Source organism: Flavobacterium sp. (assembly GCF_017744675.1).
GTDB lineage: Bacteria > Bacteroidota > Bacteroidia > Flavobacteriales > Flavobacteriaceae > Flavobacterium.
Genome location: NZ_JAGIAV010000008.1, coordinates 64,900 through 84,354, shown reverse-complemented (window position 1 = coordinate 84,354; position 19,455 = coordinate 64,900). Strand labels below are relative to the sequence as shown.

The following is a 19,455-nucleotide window of genomic DNA, read 5'->3' as shown; positions in this document are numbered from 1 at the left end:
ATGGAATTTGATTTTCTAGAACCAGTTAATGACGGAATTGTAAAATTCGTCAGCGCACTGTCTTCGCAAGAGCTTGGAAGCAAAGTTGTCTTTCATACCCAAGATCAGTTTCCTGATATTGAACAGATTAATATCGCTATAATTGGTGTTTTAGAAGACCGTACCAACATCAAAATGATTAACGAAGTTAATCTTTCTGCTGTACGTAAAAAGCTTTACAGCATGTTTCCAGGCAACTGGGATGCTTCAATCGCAGACCTGGGAGATATACTTGCTGGCGATTCTGTAGAAGATACATATTATGCTTTAAAGAAGGTTACGGCTACATTAATTAAGAATAAAGTCATTCCTATAGTCCTGGGAGGTTCTCAGGATCTGACCTATGCTTTGTATCGCGCTTACGACGATTTGGAGCAGATGGTAAATTTGGTTGCAGTTGATAATAAGTTTGATTTTGGCAAGGAAAATGAGTCTGTTTCGGCTAACTCCTATTTAACAAAAATTATTATTGATGAGCCAAATAATCTCTTCAACTATTGTAATATAGGATATCAGACGTATTATAATTCACAAGAAGAAATCGATTTGATCGAAAAACTGTTTTTTGATGCGTATCGATTGGGTGAAATTTCGAATAAAATTACTTTGGCAGAGCCTGTATTTAGAGATGCAGACTTGGTTAGTATAGATTTAAATTCGGTAAAGTCTTCTGCGTCAGGAAATATGGTGACTTTTGAGCCAAACGGATTTAATGGAAAAGAAATTTGTGCTTTGGCTAGATATGCCGGTATTAGCGATAAAGTTTCTTCTTTTGGGGTGTTCAATCACAACAGCACATTAGCCGAATCGGCTATTATTGCTCAAATTGTATGGTATTTTATTGAAGGGTACCACTATCGCTCAAAAGAATATCCATTTGGTAGCCGAGCAAACTATTTAAAGTATATAGTTCCGCTTGATGATGAAGAATTAATCTTCTATAAAAGTGATAAAACAGACCGTTGGTGGATAGAAATTCCATATGAATCAAACGGCAGCAATAAATTGAAAAGAAATACGTTATTACCATGTTCTTACGACGAATATTTGTCGGCTTGCAATCAAGAATTGCCAGAAAGATGGTGGAAAGCGCAACGAAAAAATGCTTTGTAGATCAAAAATTTAAGTGAATTCTTAGGTTTTTAAAACGTGTAAAAAAACGTTAAAATTAATTAGTAAGAAAATACATATATAACATAAAAATTAACGTTTTACATCGATTTTTTGTGGCAGTTTATCGATAAAATATTTTTTTTTTATTTTATTTAACATTATTTTTGAACGGTAAAATAAATTCGCAAGTAGTATTGTTTTTTAGATAAATAATAAATACGTTTACGGACTTTTAATAATGAATAGATAATCCCAAATTTATATGAAGAAGTTTATTGCATTTGCAGCAATGTTAACACTAGTAATCGGCTGTGGTAAGTCAGGTGACAAAGGTGAATTAGTTGGTGTTACAGGAGGGAAATGGCATCCTGAAAAACCTTATGGAATGACTTTGGTTCCAGGCGGATCTTTTATTATGGGTAAATCAGATGCTGATTTAGCTAACGTAGAAGATGCTCCAACTAAAACTGTAACAGTTCGTTCATTCTATATGGATGAAACCGAAATTACAAATAGTGAGTATCGTCAATTTGTAGAGTGGGTAAAAGATTCTACAATGAGAGTTCGTTTAGCAATCTTAGCAGACGAAACCGGACAAAAAGCTACTGATGGAAAAGGTAAAAAAGGCGGAAGTATTGCTGACTACGCTTTTAATGATTCTGATCCAGAAAAAATGACAGCTTACGATAAATATATGTACGACAACTACTATAGTGTTGGTACTAAAGATGATCCGTATGCTGGAAGGAAGTTAAACAGAAAAGTTAAGCTAATTAAAGATACAAAAGCATATCCAGATGAGTATTACGCTGAAGTAATGGATTCTATGTATTTGCCAATTGAAGAATCATACAATGGTTTAAGAACAATTGATGTAAATAAATTGAAATTCCGTTATTCTTGGATGGATATTCAAGCTGCTGCAAAAGCAAAAGTTGGAAAAAGAAGCGACTTCGTAAAAACGGAACAAGTAAATGTTTATCCTGATACTGCTGTTTGGATTAAAGACTTCGCTTACTCATACAATGAGCCAATGCATAACGATTATTTTTGGCACAAAGCTTATGGAGATTATCCTGTAGTAGGTGTTACTTGGAAACAAGCTAAAGCATTCTGTGCTTGGAGAACATTAAACAAAAACAGCTACATTAAATCTAAGAAAAAAGGACGTGATTTAGTAAATGCTTTCAGATTGCCAACTGAGGCAGAATGGGAGTACGCTGCTAGAGGAGGTCTGGAGTCTGCTACTTACCCTTGGGGAGGTCCTTATACTAAAAGTGATAGAGGTTGTTTCTTAGCAAACTTTAAACCAAGTAGAGGAGATTATGCTGCTGATGAGGCACTTTATACAGTAGAAGCTAAATCTTACGATGTAAACGGTTACGGATTATACAACATGGCAGGAAACGTTTCAGAGTGGACAGATTCAGCTTACAATCCAAACGCTTACGAATATGTTTCTACAATGAATCCAAACGTAATCGATGGTAAAAACCAAAGAAAAGTTGTTCGTGGAGGTTCTTGGAAAGACGTTGCTTATTTCCTACAGGTAAGCACTCGTGACCACGAATATGCAGATTCTGCTAGAAGTTATATCGGATTCAGAACTGTACAAGATTATATGGGAACGCAAGTTACCGGAAACAGAAAAAAGTAATTTATAATTTTATCAATATCCAACAAATCTATTTTAAACCTAAAAAAAAAGTATTATGGCATTATTAAGTAAAAAAGCAATGAATTTCGCTTATGGTATGGGAGCGGCAGTGGTAATCGTTGGAGCGTTATTCAAAATTACTCACTTTGAGATTGGACCGTTGACTGGTACAGTTATGCTTTCTGTAGGATTAGTAACTGAGGCGTTAATTTTCGCGCTTTCTGCTTTCGAACCAGTTGAAGAAGAACTAGATTGGACTCTAGTTTACCCAGAATTAGCTAATGGACAAGCAAGAGAGAAAAAAGCTAAAACTGAAACTCCAGGTGACGCTCAAGGATTATTATCTCAAAAATTAGATTCATTATTAAAAGAAGCTAAAATTGACGGTGAATTAATGTCAAGTTTAGGAAACAGCATCAAAAACTTCGAATCTGCTGCTAAAGGAATTGCTCCAACTGTAGATTCAATCGCAGGACAAAAGAAATATTCTGAAGAATTATCTTTAGCTGCTGCTCAAATGGAATCATTAAACAGTTTATATAAAGTACAATTAGAAAGTGCTTCTAGAAATGCTGAGGCTAACAAAGAAATCGCTGAAAATGCTTCTAAATTGAAAGAGCAAATGGCATCTATGACTGCAAACATTGCTTCTTTAAACAGCGTTTATGGTGGTATGCTTTCTGCAATGAGTAACAAAGGATAATTAGTTTTTAACTAAATATTAAATTTATTAATAAGAACTAATTAGAAAAAAATGGCAGGAGGAAAATTAACCCCTAGACAGAAGATGATCAACCTGATGTATCTGGTTTTCATCGCAATGTTAGCAATGAACGTATCAAAAGAAGTAATTTCTGCTTTTGGTTTGATGAATGAAAAATTTGAAGGTGCAAATACTAGTTCAACAGAGACAAACGCTAGTTTATTAATGTCTTTAGATCAAAAAGCAGCTGAGGCAAAAGGAGAATTTGCTGTTGCTGCAACTACAGCTCACAAAGTTGAAACAATTACAAAAGAATTTTATGATTATATAGCTACTCTAAAAGCTCAGGCTGTTAAAGGTTTTGAAGTTGATAAAGCAACTGGAAAAATGCCTTATGAGTCTATGGATAGAGGAGATAATATCGACGACTGGTTTACAGGAGACGGTTACACTAAAAAAGGTAACGAAATTATCTCTAAAATCGAAAAATATAAAGCTGATATTAAAGCAGCTTTAGGAACAGACAAAAAATACGCTGGAATCATTTCTGAGGTTGAGAAAAAATTTGACGTTTCTGATGTGAAAAACAAAGAAGGTCTTAAAGAAAAATACTTAGCTTACCACTTTAAAGGATTCCCAGCTATTGCTACAGCTGCAAAACTTTCAGCTTGGCAAAATGACGTTAAGAAAACTGAAGCTGACGTTTACAACAGTGCATTAGGTAAAGCTGCAGTTGCTGCTGCTTCTTACAGCAACTACCAAGCAATCGTTGTTTTAGATAAAAATGCTTATTTCCAAGGTGAAAAAGTAACAGGAAAAGTAGTTTTAGGTCGTTATGACGAAAACACAAAACCTACTTCATTCCAAGGTCCTGGACAAATCGTTAACGGACAAGCTGTTATCTCTTTAACTGCTGGTGGAGTTGGAGAGCAAGACATCAACGGACAATTTACTTTCTTAGAGGACGGAAAAAATATTCCATTAAAATTCTCTGGAAAATATGTAGTAGTTCCAAGACCAAACGCAGCTACAATTTCGGCAGACAAAATGAATGTAGTGTACAGAGGAGTTGTTAACCCAATCTCTGTATCTTTTGCAGGTGTTGATGCAAACAAAATTGTTGCTAGTGCTCCAGGTTTAGCTTCTGCTGGAAAACCAGGAAAATATAACATGAGCCCAGGTCAAGGTACTGAAACTACAATCTCTGTAACAGGTACTTTACCAAACGGTGATAAAGTAACTGATAAGAAAACATTCAGAATTAAAGGTATTCCTGGTCCAACAGGAACAATTAGAGGTGAGATGGGAGTTGTTAAAGGTCCTAAATCTAACTTAGAGATTGCTACTATTGGAGCTAAACTTCTTGATTTTGATTTTGAAGTTGGTTTAGATGTTGTTGGATTCAATATGAAAATTGCTGGACAGCCTACAGTGGTTGTTACAGGAAACAAAATGAATGCACAATGTAAACAAGTACTTTCAAGAGCAGGTAAAGGAGACCAAGTTACTATTTCTGAAATTAAAACTAAACTTGTTGGAGCTGGTAGTTATTTATTACCAAGAACTGCTCCTGTAATTTACGAAATACAATAATAAAGTAGTGTAAGCTACATTCAATATCTTATAACGATACCACGATGAAAGTAAGAAATTTTTTAATAGCTATTGTTTCTATCGCTGGAGGTTTTGCTTCTAATGCGCAATCTAATTTGCTAAACGCTAAAACTCCTGCTCAGATTGGACTTAAAACTCCTGCTCAATTAATATCTGATAATGATAAGCCATTGGCTTATGGTTATGTAGATGATAGAGATATCTTGATGGGAAAAACAACATGGGAAATCATTGATTTGAATGAAAAGATAAACTTCCCAATGTACTTTCCGGTAGATACAGCTAATATTGGTCCTAACAGACGTTCTCTTTATGACGTTTTAACTAAAGCTATTAAAAGTGGAAAAGTTACTGAAGTATATACTGACAGTTATTTCAACACTAAAAAATCTATGAAAGACATCGAAGGATCATTATCTCGTATTGATACAACAGATGCTGGTAGAGAGCTTATTAACCAATACCCAGATGACTACAAATCACGCGTTGTGAAGAAAAAAGTGGTTTCTGGTAAAGGTAAAAACAAGTCAGTTTCTTATGTTGAAGAGACAGTTGGGCCAACAAGAACGGTTCCTGCTGAATATATCTTAAAACAAGATCTTACTGCTGCAGATGTTACTCAGTATAAAATTAAAGGATACTGGTATTTTGATAAACGTCAAAGTGAATTGAAATATCGTTTACTAGGAATTTGTCCTGTAACTCCAGACGTTTATACAATGAATAGTGATGAAAAGGATTATATTGAATTGTTTTGGGTATTCTTCCCAAATGCCAGAGAAGCATTGCATGAAGCAAAAGCTTTCAATGACAACAACTCAGCTCTTCCAATTTCATTTGATCAGATTTTAAATTCAAGACGTTTTAATGCTGTTGTTTACAAAGAAGAAAACCTTTACGGAGACAGAGCAATTAGCGATTACATGAAAGACAACGCACAAAATCAGTTGTTGGAATCTGAAAGAGTGAAAGAAAAAATTCGCAACTTCGAACAAGATATGTGGAACTACTAAGTTGATACATAGTACTATAATTAAAAAACTCTTACTACCTTTGTAGTAAGAGTTTTTTTTATGTCAATAAATTAATAACGCTGTCTTATAAGTTTTAACGCATTATATTTTATTTATGTAAGAAAAATAACAATATTTGTAATAAAATTTCGTTTAATGTCTTGTAAAAATTATCATGATGAAAGTTAGAAATTTATTAATTGCTATTGTTACTGTTCTAGGAAGCGTATCTTCTAATGCTCAGTCTAATTTACTTAATGCCAAAACTGCCGATCAAATAGGGATTAAGACGGCCGCTCAAATGATATCGGATAATGATAAACCTTTGGCGTATGGTTATGTCGATGATCGTGATGTTTTAATGGGAAAAATGGTTTGGGAAATTATCGATTTAAACGAAAAAATCAATTTCCCTTTATACTTTCCTGTAGATACTGCCAATATCGGTCCAGACAGGCGTTCACTTTATGATATTTTGACGAAAGGAATTAGAAGTGGAAGGATAACAGAAGTTTATGCGGATAGCTATTTTAATACGAAGAAATCTCTAAAAGATATTCAAGGCGCCTTATCTCGTGTCGATACTACAGATGCAGGGCGAGAACTGATCAACCAATATCCTGATGATTATAGAACGCGTGTTGTTAAGAAGAAGGTGGTTACTGGTACAGGAAAAAACAAAAAGGTTACTTATGTAGATCAAACAGTAGGGCCGACGAGAACAGTTCCTGCCGAATACATTTTGAAACAAGACTTAACTGCTGCCGATGTAAGTATGTATAAGATTAAAGGGTTTTGGTATTTTGATAAAAGGCAAAGCGATTTAAAATACCGCCTGCTGGGGATTTGCCCTGTAACGCCCGATGTTTATACTATGAACAGCGACGAGAAAGATTATATCGAGCTGTTTTGGGTTTTCTTCCCAAATGCGAGAGAGGTATTGCATGAGGGAAAAGCTTTTAACGATAAAAATTCAGCTCTGCCAATTTCCTTCGATCAGATATTAAATTCAAGGAGATTTAATTCTGTTATTTATCGTGAAGAAAATGTGTATGGAGATCGTGACATTAAAGATTATATTAAAGACAATGCACAAGCCCAATTGTTAGAATCAGAACGAGTAAAAGAGAAGATTCGTAATTTTGAAGAGGATATGTGGAATTACTAAGGTCTTATATCAAATAATAAGAAAAACTCTTGCTACCTTTGTAGTAAGAGTTTTTTTATTTTATCTATACACTTCACAATGCTTGATTATTTAATTGTCGGATCTGGTTTAGCTGGAATTTCTTTTGCCGAAGTTGCCCTTAAGAACAACAAATCTATTTTGCTTTTAGATGACAAATCTCAAAATTCTTCTAGAGTTGCGGGCGGTTTGTACAATCCGGTAATTTTAAAGCGTTTTAGCGAAGTTTGGAATGCAAAAGAGCAATTGGGGCTAATGAATGATTTTTATAATCAGGTGGAAGGAAAACTAAATGAAAAGTTCAATTTTAAAATGCCAGTTTTAAGAAAGTTTTTTTCTATTGAAGAGCAGAACAATTGGTTTGCAGCTTCAGATAAAATAAATTTGTCGCCTTTTCTTTCGACTAAGCTAATTTCTAAAAAATACAATAGTATCGATTCTCCATACGATTATGGCGAAGTTTTGCATACGGGATATGTAGACACTGCTTTATTGTTGGATGCCTATAAAAAATATTTGCTGCAAAATAGTTTATTGAGAGAAGAATCCTTTGATACCAATCATATAGAGTTTCTAGATTCAGGAATTCAGTACAAAGATATTCAAGCGCGAAATGTTATTTTCGCAGAAGGTTTCGGAATGCATAAAAATCCTTTTTTTAACTATCTTCCTTTAGATGGAACAAAAGGAGAGTTGTTTATTATAAAAGCACCAGATTTGAATCTTGATGTAATTGTAAATACAAGCGTTTTTATTTTGCCTCTGGGCGATGATTTGTTTAAAGTTGGAGCAACTTACAATTGGTATGATAAAACGGCTGAACCGACGGAAGAAGGGAAGCAAGAACTTGTAGAACGTATAAAAGAAATCATTACTTGCGATTTCGAAATAGTAAAACACTTTGCGGGAGTCCGTCCAACAGTTGCCGATAGAAGACCTTTGCTTGGAACGCATGAAAAGCACAAATCGTTGCACATTCTTAACGGATTGGGCACACGAGGTGTAATGCTTGGTCCTGCAATGGCACAAGCTTTATACGATCATATCGAAAATAATATTCCGTTAGACCGTGAAGCCGATATTAAGCGATTCCATAAAAGATATTTGAAGACTCTTACTTCTGACCAGCGTTAGGATCGTAAGAAACAAACATATTGATGTAAAGGTTTCTCGAAAGGCGTAATACAAAAGGAAATAAAAGGACCAGTGTAACAATAATTGCCAAAAATGACTGTTCTATTGTGGTGTTAAAAAACACAAAAGAAACGATAAAGGCAGCAACACCTACAGCTACGTTTAGAGCATAACTAACATACATAGCACCATAAAAAAACGAAGGTTCAATCTGGTATTTGAATCCGCAATGGCTGCAATGATCGTTCATTTTGAGAACTTTGCTTAAGTGAAGTGGATTCTTGTCTTCGTACATGCTTTCTTTTTGGCATTTTGGACAACTTCCTGTTAGAATACTATTTAGTTTGGAGCCTCTTTTGAACATTTTAAATAAATTTTATCGTCTTTAATTCACCGCGATGGTATTTGGATACAGTGTGAATCGGAGAGTTTATTTAAAGCAAATATAAGGTATTTTCAAGCTTTAAGCTACTTAAATCAGGATAAAAACTTACAGCTCGCTTTGATTTGTTTTGGAGTATAATATCCATTACAGACTATTTTCTTTTTTTCTAAAAGTTCAAATTGGCATAAGGTTTTTAGTTTTCTAATATTCCAAAAGCTATTGTTTTTCAGTATAAAAACTTCAATTAAAAGTTATACTTTTGCACTTTCAAAATTGTAAACAGCAAATCACTGTTTTACAGTTTTTTTAATTTCTAGAATTTCAGAAACATATTATGCTTAATATACACAATCTTTCCGTTTCTTTTGGAGGAACCTATTTATTTGAAGAAGTTACTTTTCGTTTAGGTGCTGGCGACCGTGTTGGTCTTGTTGGTAAAAACGGAGCGGGTAAATCTACAATGCTTAAAATGCTGGCTGGTGACTTTAAACCAGATTCAGGCGTTATTTCGCAAGAGAAAGATATTAAAATGGGATTCCTTCGTCAGGATATTGATTTTGAACAAGGAAGAACCGTTTTGGAAGAAGCTTATGAAGCTTTTACTGAAATTAAAGTTGTCGAGAAAAAACTAGAAGAAATCAATCATCAATTGGTGACTAGAACCGATTATGAAAGTGAAGAATACGGACAAATCATTGAAGATCTGTCTGATTACACACATCGTTTTGATCTTCTTGGAGGTTATAATTATGTTGGAGATACCGAGAAAATTCTTTTAGGTCTTGGTTTCAAAAGAGAGGTTTTCAATAACCAAACCGAAACTTTTTCTGGAGGATGGAGAATGCGTATCGAGCTTGCAAAACTTTTATTGCAGTCAAATGATGTATTGCTTCTGGATGAGCCAACCAACCACTTAGATATCGAAAGTATCATTTGGTTAGAGAATTTCCTTCGCAATTATCCTGGAGTTGTGGTAATTGTATCGCACGATAAAATGTTTTTGGATAATGTTACCAACAGAACAATCGAAATCTCTTTAGGAAAAGCGTACGATTTCAATAAACCTTATACGCAATATCTGGAACTGCGTCATGAAATTCGTGAGAAGCAATTAGCAACTCAAAAGAATCAGCAGAAAAAGATTGAAGAAACAGAAAAATTAATCGAGAAATTCCGTGCAAAAGCTTCAAAAGCTTCAATGGCGCAATCGTTGATTAAAAAATTAGATAAAGTAGAAAGAATCGAAGTTGACGAAGATGACAATTCGGTAATGAATATCTCTTTTCCCGTTTCTAAAGAGCCAGGAAAAGTAGTTATTGAAGCGGAGCATGTAACAAAAGCGTACGGAGACAAAACGATTCTTAAAGATATTAGTTTATTAGTTGAAAGAGGAAGTAAAATTGCTTTTGTTGGACAAAACGGACAAGGAAAGTCTACTTTTATTAAAGCGCTGGTAAACGAGTTTGAGTACGAAGGAAATATTAAATTGGGGCATAATGTACAATTAGGATATTTTGCTCAAAATCAAGCTGAATATTTAGACGGAGAAATTACTTTGCTTCAAACCATGGAAGATGCAGCGACAGATACAAACCGAATGAAAGTTCGTGATATGTTAGGTTCTTTCCTTTTCCGTGGAGATGATGTAGAGAAAAAAGTAAAGGTGTTATCTGGAGGAGAGCGTAACCGTTTGGCACTTTGTAAATTGCTGTTACAGCCAATTAACGTGCTGCTGATGGATGAGCCAACGAACCACTTAGATATCAAATCTAAAAACGTTTTAAAAGCGGCACTTCAGAAATTCGGAGGAACTTTATTATTAGTTTCTCACGACAGGGATTTTCTTCAAGGAATGTCGAATATCGTTTACGAATTTAAAGATCAAAAAATTAAAGAATATCTGGGAGACATCAACTTCTTCTTAGAGCAGCGTAATTTGGAAAATATGCGCGAAGTGGAGAAAAAAGACGTTGTTAAAAAAGAAGCTCCAAAAGAAAAAGAAGTTGCGAAGATATCTTATGAAGATCAGAAGAAAACAAAAGCGCTTCAAAACAGATTAAGCAAAATCGAAAGTCAGATTCAGCAATTAGAAAAACAAATCCAGCACGACGATAAAATGCTTGAGACTAATTATGACAAACATATCGAAGATGCTTCATTTTTTACGGCTTACAATAAAAAGAAGCAAGATTTAGAGCAATTATTAATTGATTGGGAAGTTGTTTCGGAAGAGATTGAAGGGATGAATGCTTAGTTTTTTTGTTTCAAGTTTCAGGTTTCAAGTTTTCTAAAACCGTATAACCTTTGTCAAAGTTTTAAACTTTGACAAAGTTTTTTTTTTTAGTTAAAAAACATCCACAATCTTCATAACACAATCGGTTATTCCGAGGTACGAGGAATAACTTGAAACTTGAAACTTGAAACTTGAAACTTGAAACTTGAAACTTGAAACTTGAAACAACCTATTTAATAATCCCAATAGATCTCGAGTGTTCAATCGCTGTACTACTATCTTTAAAATAGCAAACCGAAACATTCAGGCTTTCTAAATTGCTAAGTATTTTTTTTACTTCTTTTTTTTGAGTTTTGCCTGTCTGTCTAATATAAACAGCAATAACGGTAACAGGAAATATTTTGCAGATTCTTTCATACAGCATCGGATCGTGCTGAGAATCATCGCCCATTAAAACATATTTTAAGGTAGGATAAAACTCCACCACATGTTTTATTTTTTCGAATTTATGATCGTGATTGCCTCTTCCGCTCATGAAGAAATCTGTAATTCCTCTTTTAATGTCTTTTAATAGAAAAACCGCTTTCGGCAATTTGTTAATTCGAGTGAATTGGGCAATAAAGTAATATAAATTCCATTCGCTGCTAGAGATGTAGAAAAAAGCATTTACTTCTTCCGCGTTATCTCTTCCAGCAGAACTCAAAGCTTGATAGTGAGGTACAGCATCTTTAAATACTTTTCGGTCATTTACATTTTTAAACAGTAAAATATAGAGTTTGCGAAAGAAATTATTCGTGTGCGAAATCAGGAAAGTATCATCGATATCAGATATAATTCCGAGTTTTCCTTTGTGTGGCCGAATAAAAGTCCCTTTGCAGGTTTTGGTTTCGTTTTTATATTTTAAACTTACCTCATAAGGTGTCCATCCAAAATGGGTTTCTTTTTCTAGAGGAATGCAGAATTTGAAATAACCATCATCTAAGGTCTTAGTATGAATGATTTCATTGTTATGATGAAGATAAACATCAAAATTTTTAATGGTCTTTATTCTGAACAATCTGAGAATTGAAGTGGCATTTTTAAATTTCTTTTTTTCGAAATTATAATTCTGCTCTCTTTTTAAAACGTGTCCCATTACAATTAACTCCTGTTCATTTGCATAACCTCGATATAATTGTAGAATTGGTTTCATTAATTACGTATATTTATGTAACTGTAATTTACTTAATTTAATTGGTTTTAAAAATAAAATTTTGAAAAAGAATATACTGTTTGTTGTAAATCCGATTTCGGGAGACTTGGATAAATCGGATTTGATTAATGCTGTTGAGGAATTTGCAACGACCAATGGTTTTGATTTGAAAGTCTATGAGACAACTGGAAAAAATGATTTAAAAGAGATACAATCTATATATGATGAATTTGAGCCGGAACGAATTATTGTAGCTGGCGGTGACGGAACCATAAAAATGGTTGCCGAAGCCATGGAAGATCAAGATGTTATAATCGGGATTTTACCCGCAGGATCGGCCAACGGACTTTCGGTAGATTTAAATCTGCCTGCAGAAATAGAAGAGAACCTTAAAATAGCGTTTTTGCATCATTATATCGAAATGGATATGATTTGCATCAACGGTAAAAAAAGCATTCATTTAAGCGATCTTGGTTTAAACGCCAATTTGGTTAAGAACTACGAACAAAGCGATGTTCGCGGTTTTTGGGGATACGCTTTACAAGCATTTACAACACTCAAAGAATCCGAAGAGCCTTTCGTAGCGACTATTTCAGCTAATAATAAAACAGTCGAACATGTAGCGCGAATGATTGTGATTGCCAATTCTCAGAAATACGGAACAGGCGTAATTATTAATCCAAATGGGGCAATGAATGATGGCAAGTTTGAGCTTGTCATTCTAAAAAGCCTCGACCTGCTTTTAATCGGAAAAATAATTACAGGAAATATGCCAATCGATTCTGATGATATTGTAATAATTTCAACCGACAAAGCAGAGATAAAAACAGATTATCCCGTTAATTTTCAAATTGATGGAGAATACTGCGGAGCACAAACTTCTTTGCAAATTGATATTCTGCACAAACAAATGAAAATTGCGGTTCCGTGATTTTGTGTTAAAAGAATATTTTGGTTCGCAAATATGTCGCTCCGCTGGAGCTTTTGAACCTTGTAAATAAAACAATTTCTACCGATATTTAGCTCCTAACGGAGCTTTTTTTTAGCTCTGGAAGAGCGAAATATTTATAGAAAAATTAGTCGTAAAATTAAAAAGCTCCAGCGGAGCGACACATTTTATTTAAACGGATTACGTTCCTGCCATTCTGTTTTGGGTTCCAAATAATTGAAAAACCTAGAAATGTTATGATTAATTAAAGCATTGCTATGTGTAATTAAGCCATACATTTTAACAGGTTTTGCCCCAACAGAACTTTTGATTTCAAGTGCGGTTCTGGCAAAAACAATTTCGCGAAAACCTTTCTTGATAGAATACGCAATCATATCGTAGAGCATGTTTAGGTATAGCATTTTTTCGCGCTGTACGCTTTCATCATAACCAAGAAAATACGTATCCATTACGTCGCCGTTTTTGATTAAAGTGTTAAAACCAATCAGTTTTTCGTCTAAGAAATAACCGTACAGAAGAAAATTTTCTCCCATGATTTCTTTAAAAAAGCTAAAATGATTGCGAGCCAGAAAGAAAGTGTTGAAAGGCGCATTTTTGGCAACATGAAAATACAGGTCGTAAATCACATCTTCGTATTGTCTGATGTCAGAAAGAGACATTTGTTGCTTTACAATTCCGTCCGATTTTTTACGCGCGCGTTTGTATTGATCGCGGTATTTTTTGGATAAAGCATCAATATAATCTTGTTCTGTTTTCCAGTTTTCGTTGATTTTAAAAATCATATTGGGTTGCGTAGAAAACGTGTAGTTGTTTTTGAATTCAGCCTGAAGCGGTGCTATTTCTTTTGCTGTAAAATCTTTTATGCTAGTAATGTGAACTTTCTTTCCGCTTTCTTTTAAATCCTTTTTTAATTGATTAATCGCTTTATGAAGTGTTTTAATTGCTTTTGACTCTTTAATTGTTTTATCAAAAATAAAAGCATTTTGACCTGTAAGCATATTGTTTCCAACGAATAAAACGTGCGAAGCGAAATTCTTTAAAGCAAAATTGCGAACAGAAGTTTTTAAGCATTTGTCACGCTCCCCAAAAGACTCTAGTTTTTCTGCAAATAAGAACTGCGTTAAAACAATTCCGATTAGTTTTTTTTCTTCAAAAAGTCCGATAAAATGGCAAGTCATATTTAATGGACATGAATTTTCCAGTACTTCGAGATATTCTCGTGTCAAAAAAATGTTATTTGCTGCAAGCGAGTTCCATTCTAAAGGCAATAACGATGCACTTTTGTAAATCTGGAAAGAATATGTTGTATTCAAAAGAGTGAGCTAATTTCTTCAAAATTAGATAATATTTACAATAACTGTTCTGAATTAAGTTATTATTAAGAAAAACCCGTTTGCAGAAGTTTTCAAACGGGTTTTGTATGTTGTTATTTAAGCAAATCCGCAGATAATTCCGCCCATAAGAGTGAGCGTAAGCATCCAATATCCAGCGTGAATGAAAATATATTTCCACGATTTTCTTTCGAATAAGCCATTAATTCCAATTAGCGGAAATGCAAAGAATAATCCAGACATAAATCCGTGCAATGCGCCATGTTTAAAAGTTCGGTATGCTGTTCCATAATCGGCCATAAAAGCAGCAAAAGACGGTTTAGCGCTATCCATTAAAGGAGGTCCGCCAACCATTCCGATTGCACCAGACTGATGAATAGTCAGCGACATCAAAGTCATCGTGATCATCAAAGAAAAAACGTACGTTAATCCGAAGATTTTAAGCATATTTCCCGATTTTAATTCTTCTCGAGTAAAATTATTTTCTTTCATCCAGATAGTTCCGAATACTTTTGGGCTGTACCAGATAAAACCGGTTACCAACGTGACGATTGCCGCAATAAACAAAGCTGCGAAGTTAATTTGCATGATATGAGGTTTTTAGAATTAGTTGGTTCAAATGTAATCAAAAAAGAGGCAGGTTTTTCAGAATTACAAAAAGAAATATAAATCCTACAAATATTTTTTTATCAAACTTTACCGATATTTAGTGTATTATAGCTGTGAATTGTATATTTTTACGGAAGTAACAAATCCCCAAATCTGTTATGAAAGTTTTAGTTACCATTTCATTAGTATTTGCTTTTTCGCTAAGTGTTTTGGCAGATACCGTTTCGGATAAAGAAAAAGAAGCGCTTATAAAATTGTATCATGCAACAAATGGTTTGCAATGGAAAAAGAAGTGGGACTTAAGTCTATCTGTTTCGACCTGGTACGGAGTTAAAGCTGAAAATGGAAAAGTCGTGGCGCTTAATTTAGCAGACAATAATCTGCAAGGAAAATTGCCCGAAGAACTTTATGATCTTGTAAATTTAGAATCGCTCAATCTGGAAAAGAATAAAATTGAAGGAAGTTTGTCTTCGTCGATTTTTAATCTGAAAGAATTAGAATTGCTCAATATGGCAGATAATAAATTGTCTGGTGCAATTCCGTCTTCTATTTGCCAATTAGCAAAATTGAAAGATTTAGAGCTTTTTATGAATGCGATTTCAGGAGAACTTCCGTCAGAAATTGGAAAACTCAATCAGTTGGAAATTTTAGCTGTTTGTAATAACCAAATTAACGGAAAACTTCCTGCTTCGATTTATAAAATTTCAGGATTAAAAGTATTGCTTTTAAACAACAACAAGTTATCAGGAAGTTTGACCAACGAAATCATTAATTGGAATGCACTGCAGAATTTTAGTTTGTTTGACAATGATTTTACAGGCGATATTCCTAAGGAAATAGAAAAACTTAGCAATCTCGAAGAATTAAATCTGTCGTACAATAAATTTGCAGGAGAAGTTTCAAAAAAGATAGCGCTGTTAGACGCTTTAAATATGACCATGATGGACGAAGACGGAAACCCATTTTTATTAGAAATAAACCAAGAAAATAAATTACAATAGTTTACCCAAAACCAATCGATGCTTATGAATGAATTTTACATTTAGTTAATTAATAAAACCGTAATTTTTTACGGTTTTCGTATTTTTAGACATGAAGCTTTCTTGAAAAAAATAACATATAATTTAGAAAGGATTTTTTATGTTTGTCTAAAATTTTATAATTTTAACAAAAGTATCTAGAGAACCAAAGGCCAAGCAATTGGCGGTAATAGTAATCGCTTAATAAAAAGAAATCATGACGCTACAATATCAAGGAGAACAATACGGAAAACCAACCACTTTTACTATTAGAATTATTGGTAACAATTTGTCTAAAAGCAGTTCTAACTATCAGATTGATCTTTTGGTTGGAGATAAAAAATTGCCAACTTTTACAAGTGAAATTCACCAAAGTCTTTCTAATTGCTTAAGAGAAATCTATTTGTTTAGAAAGCATAACGGAATCAAATTTGATGAATCGACAGAAAAAATCGTTTCGCTTTATGTTCCTTATGATAAAGTTTTGTACAACTACAATAAATACGCTTTGTTTAGAGCATAATTTTTTCTCAAAACAGATAATAAAAAAGACCATTATTTAAAATGGTCTTTTTTGTTTGTTATCGGATTATCTTTAAATAAGCGCTATACGGATTGTCTTTAAGCGAGGTTCGCATATAGTATACGTTTTCGTCTTTTTCTTTTAGGTCGAACTGAATCAAGCCTGCGTCGCAATAATAGTAAAGCAAGTTATCGTCGGCAGGAAATTCGATGTTTGAAATAGGAAGTGTGGTTAGTTTTTCTTCAAAAGCGATTTCGCCGTTTGATAAGTCCAATTCAAAAAGTTTCTTGTTGCGAGTATAGCCCCAAAGATTATCAACCTCTTTAACGATGTATTCGACATTATCACCTTTAAAATCGGTTTTCCAAAGCTGAGTTCCCGTTTTAGAATCAACAGCGTAAATAGACGAAACTTCTGGGCCTTGTGCTGCAAAATACAGTTTTTTGTCGTGGCAAACGATGCGTTCCTTAACGTTGTTTTGATTCTCTTCTATTTTAAACTGCCATAAAACATCAAGGCTATTTGGCTTTAATGCGTATAGCCAATTTTTATCGCCAGCTATAAAAACACTTTCGCCATCTGTAACTGGTTTTCCGGTCATGGTTTCGTCAAAGCTTTTTTTGTTTAGCAGTTTTCCGGTGGTAGCTTCAAAACAATATACATTGTTTCCGCTTGGGATAAAAATCTTATTATCGAAAAATAATGGCTCAATATCGTTGTTTGGCGTGTCTAATTTGTAGTTCCAAGCCAAGCTTCCGTCTTTTAAATCCAAAGCATACAAATTACTGCTCTGATTTTGGTTTTGAGCCGTTATAAATAGTTTTCCGTTAGCTATAATCGGAGTCTGATCTTTCAAAACAATTTGATCTGTTATATTGCCTAATCTGGATTTCCAGAAAATAGTTCCAGTTCCGTTATCTACAGCATAAATTTCGCCATTAACAAACGGAATGTATACAACACCGTCCTGAAGCGTTATTTTGTTGGCGCACATCTCAGTATTAGCATCCGAAGCTTTTACAGTCCAAACAATACTTTCTACCTCTAGATCCCAAGAAAAAAGAGAACCATCGTAATCGTAAATTAAAAGCGAAGTGTCGTCTAGAGAGATTTTTTTAAGCGGTTTTAAAGACTTGTTGGTAACAGCTTCTTCTGCAGGCAATTTGCTGTTGCTATAATTGGTTTTGCTGTCGGGCGCTTGTCCAAACATATTTGCAGAGGCGAATACAAATAAAAGGGCAATTAATTTGTGTTTCATTTTAAGATTTGGGTTGATTTTTTGATTGTTTTTTCTCAAAGATTTAACGGAGTAAATATAAACAAAAAAAGCTCCAGATTTCTCTAGAGCTTTTTGTCTTAGTAAGTAGTCCGTGGGGGAATCGAACCCCCCTTACCAGGATGAAAACCTGGCGTCCTAACCGATAGACGAACGGACCTGCTTTGCTATTGCGGGTGCAAAAGTGCAACTATTTTTGGATTGTACAAAGCTTTTTTGAAAAAACTTTTTGAATGATTTTAATAAATGATCCTATTTTGTCGATTCTTAGTAGTGAATAAATGAAGTTAATGTTTGTGTATTGGTTTGATTAGGAATTTGTTGTTTTGGTAATAGGAGGTGAGTTATTGTTTGTTTTTGATGTAAAAATAATTTTTAAAAATATTGTGAAATTTTTATTTTAAAGGAATATTCTTATGGTTTTTTGAAGAAGAAATGAAGATGAAAAAGCTGCAGTCATATTTGACTGGACAAATACGTTCCTCATTTTCTCTTTGCATCTTTATAAATTTGTTTGATTCTAAAATAGTAGTAAGAGTCAAGGATGGTAAATACAAATAATTAAAGGAAGGATTATGAGAGTAGAAGAGGAAGAATCTATGGTAGATTTTTTAAAATCGATTGATAAAATGAAGTATTTTACAAAATTAAGTTCAGACCGTAAGGGTAATGATAATTCTATAAATATGATGTTAAAAGTGCATTCGTACACCGAGCTGAATCTGACTATTTCAACTTTATTAAAAGCAAGTATCAATATCATGAAAGATGATTTTGAAAAAAATGAAATGGAGATAATGCTCTTACTTGAAATGGCTTTGCAGTTGCTTCCTATTGACGAAATGGAATTGCTAGATCAAATCTTTGGTACTATTTCTGAAATAAGAAAAACTTCAAATGAGGAGTGAAATTATAAAAAAATAAAGCTTCAGAGCAATCTGAAGCTTTGTCATAAATTATCTTTCTATCTTAAAATAAGCTAATTCTTCTTGGTTTCTCGTTAAATTGCCTAATCGTTCAAATCCAACTTTTTGCAGTACATTTTGCGATCCTGCGTTGTCAAGATCGGTTATAGCTACCACTTCTTTGGTATCTGTATTTGCAAAACTATACTCCGTAAGAGCCTTACACACTTCTGTAGCAATGCCTTTTCCCCAATAGTTTCTGCCAAGTACATATCCGATTTCTATTTGGTTGGAGTTGTGAAAAAAAATACGGGCAACGCACATTCCTATAAAATCATTATCTACAGTGTTAAATATGGCCCATCTGCTAAGATTTTTCTTTTTGTAATTCTCAAGCAATTCGTTAAACATTTCGACATATCGCTCAGGTGAAGTTTCAGGAAGGTATTGTGTAACCTGTTCGTCCTTAAAAAGATCTAAGAACAATTGTTTTTCTTGAGGCAAAAATTCGCGAATAATTATTTTGGGGCTTTGATAAAGAGTGCGCATCGATTGGATTTTTCTTTTGTAAATA

18 protein-coding genes and 1 tRNA gene are annotated in these 19,455 nt (G+C 33.9%); 12 read left to right on the top strand and 7 right to left on the bottom strand.

Annotated elements, in window-relative coordinates; genetic code table 11:
- From J7574_RS21510 to J7574_RS21480, 7 genes are all read left to right on the top strand, one after another.
- On the top strand, nucleotides 1-1,152 hold the full coding sequence (locus tag J7574_RS21510) for a formimidoylglutamase (protein ID WP_290973741.1): 1,152 nt from the start codon (nucleotides 1-3) through the stop codon (nucleotides 1,150-1,152).
- Nucleotides 1,153-1,414: 262 nt separating this feature from the next.
- A complete protein-coding gene (gene gldK, locus J7574_RS21505) occupies nucleotides 1,415-2,809 on the top strand; it encodes a gliding motility lipoprotein GldK (protein ID WP_008467094.1) in 1,395 nt (464 codons plus the stop codon).
- 55 nt (nucleotides 2,810-2,864) lie between these two features.
- The gene (gene gldL / locus J7574_RS21500; RefSeq protein WP_290973733.1) at nucleotides 2,865-3,512 is read left to right on the top strand and encodes a gliding motility protein GldL; all 648 of its coding nucleotides are present in this window, start codon (nucleotides 2,865-2,867) and stop codon (nucleotides 3,510-3,512) included.
- Nucleotides 3,513-3,563: 51 nt separating this feature from the next.
- Nucleotides 3,564-5,105 carry a gliding motility protein GldM gene (gene gldM / locus J7574_RS21495; RefSeq protein WP_290973730.1) on the top strand — a complete coding sequence of 514 codons (1,542 nt, stop codon included), beginning with the start codon at nucleotides 3,564-3,566 and terminating at the stop codon, nucleotides 5,103-5,105.
- 44 nt (nucleotides 5,106-5,149) lie between these two features.
- Nucleotides 5,150-6,139, top strand: coding sequence for a gliding motility protein GldN (gene gldN, locus J7574_RS21490; RefSeq protein ID WP_290973727.1), 990 nt, complete (start codon nucleotides 5,150-5,152; stop codon nucleotides 6,137-6,139).
- A 178-nt stretch (nucleotides 6,140-6,317) separates the two neighbouring features.
- Nucleotides 6,318-7,307: a gliding motility protein GldN gene (gene gldN, locus J7574_RS21485; protein WP_290973725.1), complete on the top strand. Its 990-nt coding sequence runs from the start codon at nucleotides 6,318-6,320 to the stop codon at nucleotides 7,305-7,307.
- A gap of 78 nt (nucleotides 7,308-7,385) precedes the next feature.
- Nucleotides 7,386-8,459 carry an FAD-binding oxidoreductase gene (locus tag J7574_RS21480; protein ID WP_290973722.1) on the top strand — a complete coding sequence of 358 codons (1,074 nt, stop codon included), beginning with the start codon at nucleotides 7,386-7,388 and terminating at the stop codon, nucleotides 8,457-8,459.
- Here J7574_RS21480 and J7574_RS21475 read toward each other — a convergent pair.
- Complete coding sequence (locus J7574_RS21475) at nucleotides 8,440-8,823, bottom strand: DUF983 domain-containing protein (protein ID WP_290973720.1); 384 nt, start codon at nucleotides 8,821-8,823, stop codon at nucleotides 8,440-8,442. The genes J7574_RS21480 and J7574_RS21475 overlap by 20 nt on opposite strands.
- Nucleotides 8,824-9,178: 355 nt before the next feature.
- Between J7574_RS21475 and J7574_RS21470 the strand changes: the two genes are divergently transcribed.
- A complete protein-coding gene (locus J7574_RS21470) occupies nucleotides 9,179-11,098 on the top strand; it encodes an ABC-F family ATP-binding cassette domain-containing protein (RefSeq protein WP_290973718.1) in 1,920 nt (639 codons plus the stop codon).
- A gap of 208 nt (nucleotides 11,099-11,306) precedes the next feature.
- Here the strand turns inward: J7574_RS21470 and J7574_RS21465 are convergent, their stop codons facing one another.
- Nucleotides 11,307-12,269 (bottom strand): App1 family protein, encoded by a 963-nt coding sequence (locus J7574_RS21465; RefSeq protein ID WP_290973715.1) that lies wholly within the window; start codon nucleotides 12,267-12,269, stop codon nucleotides 11,307-11,309.
- A gap of 61 nt (nucleotides 12,270-12,330) precedes the next feature.
- Here J7574_RS21465 and J7574_RS21460 point away from each other — a divergent pair, with 61 nt between their 5' ends.
- Complete coding sequence (locus tag J7574_RS21460) at nucleotides 12,331-13,200, top strand: diacylglycerol kinase family protein (RefSeq protein ID WP_290973712.1); 870 nt, start codon at nucleotides 12,331-12,333, stop codon at nucleotides 13,198-13,200.
- Between the two features lie 185 nt (nucleotides 13,201-13,385).
- Here J7574_RS21460 and J7574_RS21455 read toward each other — a convergent pair whose 3' ends face one another.
- Entirely contained in the window at nucleotides 13,386-14,531 is a 1,146-nt protein-coding gene (locus tag J7574_RS21455; protein ID WP_290973709.1) for a GNAT family N-acetyltransferase, read from the bottom strand.
- 117 nt (nucleotides 14,532-14,648) lie between these two features.
- Nucleotides 14,649-15,137 (bottom strand): DUF1761 domain-containing protein, encoded by a 489-nt coding sequence (locus J7574_RS21450; protein WP_290973707.1) that lies wholly within the window; start codon nucleotides 15,135-15,137, stop codon nucleotides 14,649-14,651.
- A gap of 179 nt (nucleotides 15,138-15,316) precedes the next feature.
- On the opposite strand from J7574_RS21450, the gene J7574_RS21445 reads away from it, so the two are divergent.
- The gene (locus J7574_RS21445; protein ID WP_290973704.1) at nucleotides 15,317-16,159 is read left to right on the top strand and encodes a Two component regulator three Y domain protein; all 843 of its coding nucleotides are present in this window, start codon (nucleotides 15,317-15,319) and stop codon (nucleotides 16,157-16,159) included.
- A gap of 235 nt (nucleotides 16,160-16,394) precedes the next feature.
- Complete coding sequence (locus J7574_RS21440; RefSeq protein ID WP_290973702.1) at nucleotides 16,395-16,700, top strand: hypothetical protein; 306 nt, start codon at nucleotides 16,395-16,397, stop codon at nucleotides 16,698-16,700.
- A 58-nt stretch (nucleotides 16,701-16,758) separates the two neighbouring features.
- Here J7574_RS21440 and J7574_RS21435 read toward each other — a convergent pair whose 3' ends face one another.
- Together J7574_RS21435 and J7574_RS21430 are read right to left on the bottom strand one after the other, a co-directional pair.
- Nucleotides 16,759-17,958 carry a PQQ-binding-like beta-propeller repeat protein gene (locus J7574_RS21435; RefSeq protein ID WP_290973700.1) on the bottom strand — a complete coding sequence of 400 codons (1,200 nt, stop codon included), beginning with the start codon at nucleotides 17,956-17,958 and terminating at the stop codon, nucleotides 16,759-16,761.
- 106 nt (nucleotides 17,959-18,064) lie between these two features.
- A tRNA-Glu gene (locus J7574_RS21430) sits at nucleotides 18,065-18,136 on the bottom strand.
- 415 nt (nucleotides 18,137-18,551) lie between these two features.
- On the opposite strand from J7574_RS21430, the gene J7574_RS21425 reads away from it, so the two are divergent.
- The gene (locus J7574_RS21425; RefSeq protein ID WP_290973697.1) at nucleotides 18,552-18,884 is read left to right on the top strand and encodes a hypothetical protein; all 333 of its coding nucleotides are present in this window, start codon (nucleotides 18,552-18,554) and stop codon (nucleotides 18,882-18,884) included.
- A 48-nt stretch (nucleotides 18,885-18,932) separates the two neighbouring features.
- Here the strand turns inward: J7574_RS21425 and J7574_RS21420 are convergent, their stop codons facing one another.
- Nucleotides 18,933-19,430 carry a GNAT family N-acetyltransferase gene (locus tag J7574_RS21420; RefSeq protein ID WP_290973694.1) on the bottom strand — a complete coding sequence of 166 codons (498 nt, stop codon included), beginning with the start codon at nucleotides 19,428-19,430 and terminating at the stop codon, nucleotides 18,933-18,935.
- Between the last annotated feature and the right edge of the window lie 25 nt (nucleotides 19,431-19,455).